Genomic DNA, 8,593 nt, shown 5'->3' with positions numbered 1-8,593 from the left:
TGTCAGGTATAGGTTTAACTACTTCTGGTATTGGCATGGGAATGTCAGGGGTAGGCATGAGTATGTCAGGTGTAGGTTTAACTGCTTCTGGTATTGGCATGGGTATGTCAGGTGTAGGCATGAGTATGTCAGGTGTAGGTTTAACTGCTTCTGGTATTGGCATGAGTATGTCAGGTGTAGGCATGAATATGTCTGGTGTTGCTGCCTCCATGCCACCAGTTCGCCCACGAAAGTTCTGGTTAGTTGCTGATGCCGAACTTATTATCCATGGTGCAACTGAACCGGATGCTACTGTTACCATTGGTGGACGACCTATTAAATTAAACCCCGATGGTACATTCCGCTTCCAGATGGCTTTCCCTGATGGTTTAATTGATTATCCAATCATGGCAGTAGCAGTTGATGGTGAGCAAAACCGATCCATTCACATGAAGTTTACTCGTGAAACTCCAGAACGTCGTACTAATACTAAAGAAGAGGCTGTTCTGGAATGGATGAGCTAAAAATTTAGTAGTTGATTTATTCAGGACTAGAACAAGTAGCGATCGTGATAGGGATGCAAACTATTTCCTATTAGCTAAAGAACCCCCGGACTTTAACCGGGGGTTTATCATTAGATTAGTTGGATATCTCAATTTTTACTCTTACAAGTAGATTTGAATTAGCTAAAAAATAAAATAATCGTTTAGCAGTTCCTGACTTAATTTATATACTGATGAATTTATTAGAAATTAATCAAACACTATAGCAATGAGCGCTAGTGTGTTTACATGATACAAATGATTACTAATGTAGTAAATTCAAAGTATTGGTAATATTAGTAGAGCTTTGTATTACACTTGATGATAATAGTAGTATGTAAATATGTGAGCGCTCATTGCTATAACAGATATATTCGGATAATCTATTGAAACTCCATCACCCAATTCATCGCAAATAGAAACAGATAAGTTTCGAATTTTAATTCTCATCTCAGAAGACGAAACTTGGCTGAGAAATTTAATACCTATTATTCCAAAAGAAGATGCTCAACCATTTCTTGAAAAATTACTTGAAGCTAATTTTGATGTGACTTTATAAACTCGTTATGCTATATATAAAAATGTTCTTTGGGGAGTGTTTCAGTATAATTTTTCTACATTAACAATTGCAGATTTTAGTGCAGCTATTCAAAGAGTACTTAATTTGAAATAACAAGGTATATCTGGTTATTTTAATGAGGTAATAGAAAATCGGATTTGCCAAGTAATTAAAGCAGCAAAAATCCAAGGAAAAACATTAGAAGCAACCATACAAACTTTAGAACATTTTTATGCAGAAGGTTTAATGGGAGAAATAGATATGAATTCAGAATATCGCGAAAAAACTTTGGCAGCTTGGCGTTATCAGTTGGAACGTTTATGGCCTGAAATTAATGGATAATTAATAATGGATAATGGATAATGAAAACTACAGCAACTCTATATTAGGTTGTCACAATTCAAAAACAACAAATAAACTCCTAAAATCTTATCTATTAAGCATTTTCTCCTAATATATTTCCGAAAAGTAGCAAAATGTTTGACACCAATAAAATAGCATTTTTCTCTAATTATTCATTATTAACGGGCAAGTAATTTTAGTTGTAATTTAACAGTATATTATTCTTAAATATGAAGCTTGAGACTTTATTTTATGATGAAAAATCACAATTAAAAATCAGATCAAAAGTGTCTAATTTTCAATTTAACAAGGAACAAGAAAAGAACCTAGAAACAAAATGGATATTATTTCAATACTTAAACAAGATTATCAAAAATTTCCTGCTGACCAAACTTATAGTATTTACGCAGAGAATGTTTATTTTGAAGACCCAATGAATAAATTTCGAGGTATAGATCGTTATCAAAAAATGATCGGTTTTATGAGCAATTGGTTTAATGATATTCAACTTGACTTACACGATATTAGTCAATCGGGAAATGTAATTAACACCCGTTGGACACTTAGTTGGACAGCACCTGCACCCTGGAAACCTCGAATGGCAATACCAGGATGGAGTGAATTGAAGCTCAATGCAGATGGATTGATTAACAGTCATATTGACTATTGGGATATCTCTCGACTGGATGTTTTAAAACAGGTTTTTTCACTGAAATAGTGTCATTTCAGTTATCAGTTAACAGTACCTCTGATTTAAGCCCTATGCTTGAATACTGAATCGAATATTTTTCATTCCCTTGAAAAGGGAGACTTGAGACTTTATTTTTTGGTCAATAATTCTCAGCTTAATTTTTCGCAATCATAAATAGGGCTTGCGCTCAAAAGTCTTTTTGCTCTTCGTAGTAGTCAGTAGTCAGGAGAAATGGGAGTTACAGAAAAGATAGTCGGATATATTTATCCCTTGATTTTTCTGCTATAGTCTGACCAAAGTCCTACTTTGTTGAGCTTTTTGAAAGGAAAAGCAGGTACTTTTTCAAGACTAAAGAAGGCACTTACCTTTGTCTGTCAATGCTTTTATATTTAATCAGCAAACCCTAAATATATTGACAGAAAAGCATGATTGTGATACAGAGAAATCTCCTAAAAACTATCTAGATTCTGGAAAAGTGAAAAAATGCTAAAGTTTAAGTTATGTAAAAATTTCTCAGAAAAGGTTAAGTAATTAATGCGCGTAATATTAATGACGGGAAAAGGTGGGGTTGGGAAAACATCAGTGGCTGCCTCAACAGGATTACGTTGTGCGGAGTTAGGCCATAAAACTTTAGTTCTCAGTACCGATCCAGCTCACTCTCTAGCAGATAGCTTTGATATGGAAATGAGCCACGAACCTCGGAAAGTTAGGGAAAATCTTTGGGGTGCTGAGTTGGATGCTTTGATGGAACTGGAGGGAAACTGGGGAGCTGTAAAACGTTATATTACTCAAGTTTTGCAGGCGCGGGGTTTGGATGGTGTGCAAGCTGAGGAGTTGGCTATTTTGCCGGGAATGGATGAAATTTTTGGTCTGGTGCGGATGAAGCGTCACTATGATGAAGGGGAATATGATGTTTTAGTTATTGATTCTGCTCCGACTGGTACTGCTTTGCGACTTTTGAGTTTGCCGGAAGTGGGAGGTTGGTATATGAGGAAGTTTTATAAACCTTTGCAGGGAATGTCAGTGGCATTAAGACCTCTTTTTGAACCTATTTTTAAACCTATTACTGGTTTTTCTTTGCCTGATAAGGAAGTTATGGATGCTCCTTATGAATTTTATGAACAAATTGAGGCTTTGGAAAAAGTTTTAACTGATAATACTAAGACTTCTGTGCGGTTAGTTACTAATCCTGAGAAGATGGTAATTAAGGAGTCTTTACGGGCTCATGCTTATTTAAGTTTGTATAATGTTTCTACAGATTTAGTAGTAGCTAATCGGATTATTCCTGATTCTGTAACCGATCCTTTCTTTAAAAAGTGGAAGGAAAATCAACAGCAATATCGGCAAGAAATTCACGATAATTTTAGACCTTTGCCTGTGAAGGAAGTGCCTCTTTATTCTGAGGAAATGTGTGGTTTGGCTGCTTTGGAAAGATTGAAAGAAACTCTTTATGGAGATGAAGACCCTAGTCAGGTTTATTATAAGGAAAATACTGTGAAGGTAGTACAAGAGAAGGGTAATTATAATTTGGAATTATATTTGCCTGGAATTCCTAAAGAGAAAATTCAATTGAATAAAACTGGGGATGAGTTAAATATTAGAATTGGTAATCATCGTCGGAATTTAGTTTTGCCTCAAGCTTTAGCAGCGTTGCAACCTGCGGGGGCAAAAATGGAGGATGATTATTTGAAGATTAGGTTTGCTGAAGTTGCAAAAGTTTAGGGTAGTTATTTTGGTGCGGGCAGGTTTTGATGTTTATTTTTTAGGTTGAGAGATAAAATTTATTCTCAAACCTCCCTCACCCATTTTTCATAAGTCAGTTTGCTCAAACATTATTTTTTATACTTCTATTCTTTGTAAGGATTCAGGTCTTATAGAAAAGGCTATAAATCTTGAAGGGTAAGCATTTATGGCAATTTACGGCAAAATTATATTCTCAATTAGAAATGTCTACAAGCCTTTATTTTGGTTATTATTGAGAATAAACCTGTTAAATTGCTGAGTCAGTTGTTTTCAGAAGTCTCTCTGTAACTGGGTTTGAAATACCTGAATCCTTACTATTCTTTTCCATATATGACTTAAAATAGATACAGTATTTACCTTACTTGTATTTTGTAGATATAGGCTTAAACTATTACGAAATAGTAATTATGGAGATGATCGACACAGAAGTATATACAACAGAAGCAGCATTTTTACTCAATATCTCAACCGCAAGATTACGACTATTACTGAAACAGGGGCGAGTTGTAGGCTCCCGAAAAGAAGGAAGGTTATGGCTAATACCTCTCAATAATCGAGGAGTCCCAGAAATCATACCCGGTCGTCGTGGTCCTCAAGGAACCTGGAATAAGGCTGAACGTAAAGGAAATACCTTTGTTCATGTTCTCCGAAAGACTATTGATTATAACCGAGATAATGGAACTTCTTATCCAGCAGTTGCGGTAAAAGTGGGAGATAAAAAAGATTATTGCCACGGTTTAAAAATTAAAGGACCTTGCCAAATTATTTATCAACCTCATCAAGCCAATAAAAGTCAGGCAGGAGGTGCGCGTCTGTGGATTGAGGTTGAATCACAACATCGAGTAGAAAGGATTTATTTTTCAAGAGGAGATTACAGTCTCCCTCCAGAAGTTACCAAGCGTAGGCAAAAGCCCAAAAGAAACAGGAAAAGTCAAAATACTTCTAACAAGAAATGTTTGAGAAAATCAAAATCTTAAGTTATTTATCCTCCACAACTAAATAAATACCCACGACAACTTTAATAATTGGGAGTGAAAGAAGACTCCGAAAATTTTGCCTGGATTTTTGATGTCAGACTCTCTCATCTTGGCAAAGAATTAAGTTGAGAATATTCAATTCATTAGAAGTTAAAAGATAGCGATCGCTATAAATTTTTTCTCGCATTTCTCCTAAACTATAACAACGAAAAACAACGAAGGGAAATTTTTGATATTGTCTACCAATGGGTAGAGTATTATAGGCGGGATAAAGAGAATGAACGTATCGAGATAGGAGAGTTCTAAATTGTTTTTCTTCTTCAACTATGAGCTCTTGTTTAAAATATTTACTCATTAATTCTTGACTCATAAATACAAACAAGGGTACAGCATAATATTGGTCTAAATTCTGACTATTTTGTTCAAACTTTTGGGTTGTATTAATGTCACCTTTATCTCCTTTAAGCAACCCAATAAACTCCAAAGCACTTTTCATTGAAGATGTAAGATTAGGTGGATAATCTTGACTTTGACTAATTGCGCACATTTTTTTGAATAATTCATTATTAGCAAATTTTCTAATTTGTTCTTCTAATCCTATTTGATAATTCTCTTCTAATTTTTGATTAGAAATAGGAACTACTAATAAATTACCAGTCAGATGACTTGTTTCAATATTACCAAAGTCTAAGAAGTTATCAAGTCGGTTAAATAATGTTGGAAGTTGAGTCTTGAAAGAATCTATTAGGGAAAGATAAGTAATATTTTGAGAAGCAGAATTAGGTAAAGTAAATTCTGCTTCTCTAAGAATTTGCGTCAGACTGGAATAAACAAATTTAAGAGTTTGTTTTTCTGGATGTCGGTTATGTTCATTTTTTAGTTCTCTAATTAGGTTAGTCATTTTTTCTGAAAAGCTATTTCCTGCTGTTGAAATAGATTTTCCACCAATAGGAATCATCAGAAAATTTTTCTTTCCCAGATTACCAGAACCTACTATTCTAGTCATTATTGACAGTTTGAGAATTAACAAAATATCTAATAAGTTCATTACGCTTTCTTTCAGGGAAAGTTTTCTCTCTTCAGCATAATCTTCTGGGGAAGTATCGTTATCTTTAGGATAAGAAATTACCGAATCGCTCAAATAGAATGTTATTTGTTTTTCTTGATTATCTAAAGTTATTTTTTTGCGATTTTCTTGATATTGACCTCGCGCTCTATAGATAACCTGAATGACTTCCATCAAATTTTTTTCTATCTGGAAATGGGGTATTTCAACTAAGATATTTTTGGCTTTAGGAAAGGATAAACCTCGACTTGCTGAAGATGTCATAAACACGATTTTTACATCTTGCTTATACTTATCTATTTTTTCTCTATTTTCATCAGACAAGCTAGCGTGTATTTCGAGATAGTCTCTATATTCCTGAAAATTTTTCTGTGATTTCTTAATCTTTTCTATCAACTCTTTTAAGCGTCTTTTGTCTTGAATATAAACTAACAATTGACCAAAGTTAGAGTTGTCTAGGAAGGATTTGATATCTGCTAAAATTTTTGCATCGACTGCTTTAGCTAAATCATTATCTTCTTTAATTTTCCAATCATATTGATTAAATTCAACAGACTGAATGAAAATTTTATAGATGATATTTAAACTACTAGCTGGGTACGAATTAGCATTAATAGTTATAGTTGGTCGATTTTTAAACTTAAGATACTGTACCGAAAGTGGTTCTGTTTGACTTTTTGCTAATCTAAAATAAATTTTATCTGGTTCTGGAGAAGTCTGGGATAAGTGCTGTTTAATAACTTCTTGTTCGACAATAGAAGCATCAGCCACAATGATTTTTGTATTAAAACCACATTCTGGATTAGTTAATTTATACTTTGCTATAAACTGATTTATTCCCTTTAAAAAATTTACTCCCCCATCATCTCCAGTAATTTCATCAATCATGATAAATAAGTGCTTTATCCTCTGAGAAATTTCCCGCATTTTTCTAAAATTCACGCCTTTTTTTGTGTCATAAGCACTTTTGAAGATTTTATCAAGATGTCGGAGAGTGTCTGCACCATTCGGAGTAATTTTCAAAGATTGAGTCTAAACTGTAGCCACAATATTATTGGATATTTTTTCATTAATAAGAGCGTATATTCCCTGACAGATACTATTGATAACTCCAGCAGTTTGTGTTGTTTTATATTCAATTTATCTATATTCCTTCTATCAAAATTTTCTTGATTTCGCTGCCTCGGTTTAATTGGTGAATTATGATTAATAAATCTGACATTTTTAGAAGTAAAATCATCTTGACGTTGATTGGAATAATATCTAACTGTGGAAGAGTTAGCATTTTCTTGAATCAGAATTGAATTGGCGTTGATACAAAATAATCTGTCGTCGAACAACTCCTGACTTTGAGAATTTTCAGATTTAAACTTATCAATTAGATCGAGATTAACTTGAGTACGAGGACTAATATAAAATAACAGAAAACCTTCTTCTAAATGAGACTTGAGAAATTTAGTAATCGCTGTTGTTTTTCCTATACCTGGATTACCTGTCAAAAATACAAAAGTATTATCGGTAATCAGAGCTTTTTGAATTAATTCAGCATGAGCATCTCTTAATGTTGACTCTGACTTAATACCTGATTTTTTGGCTAATTTATCTGAGATAATATCTATAGAATTAACAAAATTATTCAGCTTTTCTTGATGAGTAACCTGAGCAATACTATTCTGCCGGAGATTAACAGTTTTTGTAGATAAATCTTGGATAAAATCTTTGCCATTAATAAAACTATGAACAGCTTTTCTCTGAATTAAATCTAAGACTTCGCGACGAGCAGTTCTAATTTCTTTATCCTTGTATTCCTTCTTATATATTTTCGCACAAGTACTTAAAATGTTGATATTTTCTGGACGTAAACAGAGAGAGCTAATGTTGCGATCGCTATATCCTACTATATTAAATAGAACAGATTTTTCATCTTGAATTATTTGTGTTTCCTCTCGCAGAAACTTGTAAAAACTTTCAGCATAAGCACCAGCTTGAATTAATTTAGTAGTTTCCTTATCCTTCCGCTTAAAAGCAGTAAAATATCGTTTCAAATCTGGCGAAAATGCAAAATCAAAATCCTGAGTATTACCCGTATCTATCCGTAGTTTAGAAAAGACACTTTTAGAACGAATATGTTTAATATCAGTCATCAAAATTCGGCGTAAACTATTTAATTCACTATCATCAAAAAAAAGTAAATCTTTTTCTGACTTGACTGAAAATATAGACAAATCTACACAGATAATTCTCAAGTTTTCGCCACGACGCAACAAAATTAATGTATCTGCTTGTAAAAATTCCCCTTTCTTTTCCAAATATTGATTAACGTATCTATCTAGTCGGTTATTCAAGACATCAGTAGATAATAATTGAGATAATAACTCCTCAGTTGCTAAGACATTATCTTTAGTATGAGTATTGAAAGTATTATTGCCATGAAAACAGCATTGATAATACAAAATTTCTAAATTCATTAAAACTTATCTTTTCTGCGCGATCGGGAAATCTAGACAAAGTATCTAATCGGCAACCCTTATTCTTTTCTCCTGGGAAAAATCTCTATCTACGACTTTACTTACCTCTGTCAAAAATGCTAGTTCCTGAAAATTTATCTAATAGTCGGATGGGAAGTCTCGACCAAATATCGAATCGGGAAACCCACGTTCTTTTCTCCTTTTAAAAATCTCGCTCTACCATTTT

6 protein-coding genes and 1 pseudogene are annotated in these 8,593 nt (G+C 33.4%); 4 read left to right on the top strand and 3 right to left on the bottom strand.

Annotated elements, in window-relative coordinates:
• A pseudogene (locus tag ACP6PL_RS20090) lies at positions 1-211 on the bottom strand (hypothetical protein); the annotation flags it as partial.
• Here ACP6PL_RS20090 and ACP6PL_RS20085 point away from each other — a divergent pair.
• From ACP6PL_RS20085 to ACP6PL_RS20070, 4 genes are all read left to right on the top strand, one after another.
• Positions 210-503 (top strand): hypothetical protein, encoded by a 294-nt coding sequence (locus tag ACP6PL_RS20085; protein WP_426547047.1) that lies wholly within the window; start codon positions 210-212, stop codon positions 501-503. The pseudogene ACP6PL_RS20090 and the gene ACP6PL_RS20085 overlap by 2 nt on opposite strands.
• Before the next feature lie 1,256 nt (positions 504-1,759).
• Positions 1,760-2,140: a C6orf136 family protein gene (locus ACP6PL_RS20080; protein WP_426547046.1), complete on the top strand. Its 381-nt coding sequence runs from the start codon at positions 1,760-1,762 to the stop codon at positions 2,138-2,140.
• A gap of 507 nt (positions 2,141-2,647) precedes the next feature.
• Positions 2,648-3,835: a TRC40/GET3/ArsA family transport-energizing ATPase gene (locus ACP6PL_RS20075; protein ID WP_426547045.1), complete on the top strand. Its 1,188-nt coding sequence runs from the start codon at positions 2,648-2,650 to the stop codon at positions 3,833-3,835.
• Positions 3,836-4,263: 428 nt separating this feature from the next.
• Positions 4,264-4,833 (top strand): hypothetical protein, encoded by a 570-nt coding sequence (locus ACP6PL_RS20070; RefSeq protein WP_426547044.1) that lies wholly within the window; start codon positions 4,264-4,266, stop codon positions 4,831-4,833.
• 94 nt (positions 4,834-4,927) lie between these two features.
• On the opposite strand, the gene ACP6PL_RS20065 is transcribed toward ACP6PL_RS20070, so the two are convergent.
• The gene (locus ACP6PL_RS20065; RefSeq protein ID WP_426547043.1) at positions 4,928-6,787 is read right to left on the bottom strand and encodes a helicase-related protein; all 1,860 of its coding nucleotides are present in this window, start codon (positions 6,785-6,787) and stop codon (positions 4,928-4,930) included.
• Positions 6,788-6,918: 131 nt separating this feature from the next.
• On the bottom strand, positions 6,919-8,367 hold the full coding sequence (locus tag ACP6PL_RS20060) for an nSTAND3 domain-containing NTPase (RefSeq protein ID WP_426547042.1): 1,449 nt from the start codon (positions 8,365-8,367) through the stop codon (positions 6,919-6,921).
• Between the last annotated feature and the right edge of the window lie 226 nt (positions 8,368-8,593).

The sequence above is a fragment of the Dapis purpurea BLCC-M126 genome, assembly GCF_050015975.1.
Lineage (GTDB): Bacteria > Cyanobacteriota > Cyanobacteriia > Cyanobacteriales > Microcoleaceae > Trichodesmium.
This window is presented reverse-complemented; position numbering and strand designations above follow the sequence as displayed.

Bases quoted from the DNA above. Each gene is read 5' to 3' on its own strand.
- ACP6PL_RS20085 (WP_426547047.1), top strand. From the start codon at position 210: ATGCCACCAGTTCGCCCACGAAAGTTCTGGTTAGTTGCTGATGCCGAA.
- ACP6PL_RS20080 (WP_426547046.1), top strand. From the start codon at position 1,760: ATGGATATTATTTCAATACTTAAACAAGATTATCAAAAATTTCCTGCT.
- ACP6PL_RS20075 (WP_426547045.1), top strand. From the start codon at position 2,648: ATGCGCGTAATATTAATGACGGGAAAAGGTGGGGTTGGGAAAACATCA.
- ACP6PL_RS20070 (WP_426547044.1), top strand. From the start codon at position 4,264: ATGGAGATGATCGACACAGAAGTATATACAACAGAAGCAGCATTTTTA.
- ACP6PL_RS20065 (WP_426547043.1), bottom strand. From the start codon at position 6,787: ATGATTGATGAAATTACTGGAGATGATGGGGGAGTAAATTTTTTAAAG.
- ACP6PL_RS20060 (WP_426547042.1), bottom strand. From the start codon at position 8,367: ATGAATTTAGAAATTTTGTATTATCAATGCTGTTTTCATGGCAATAAT.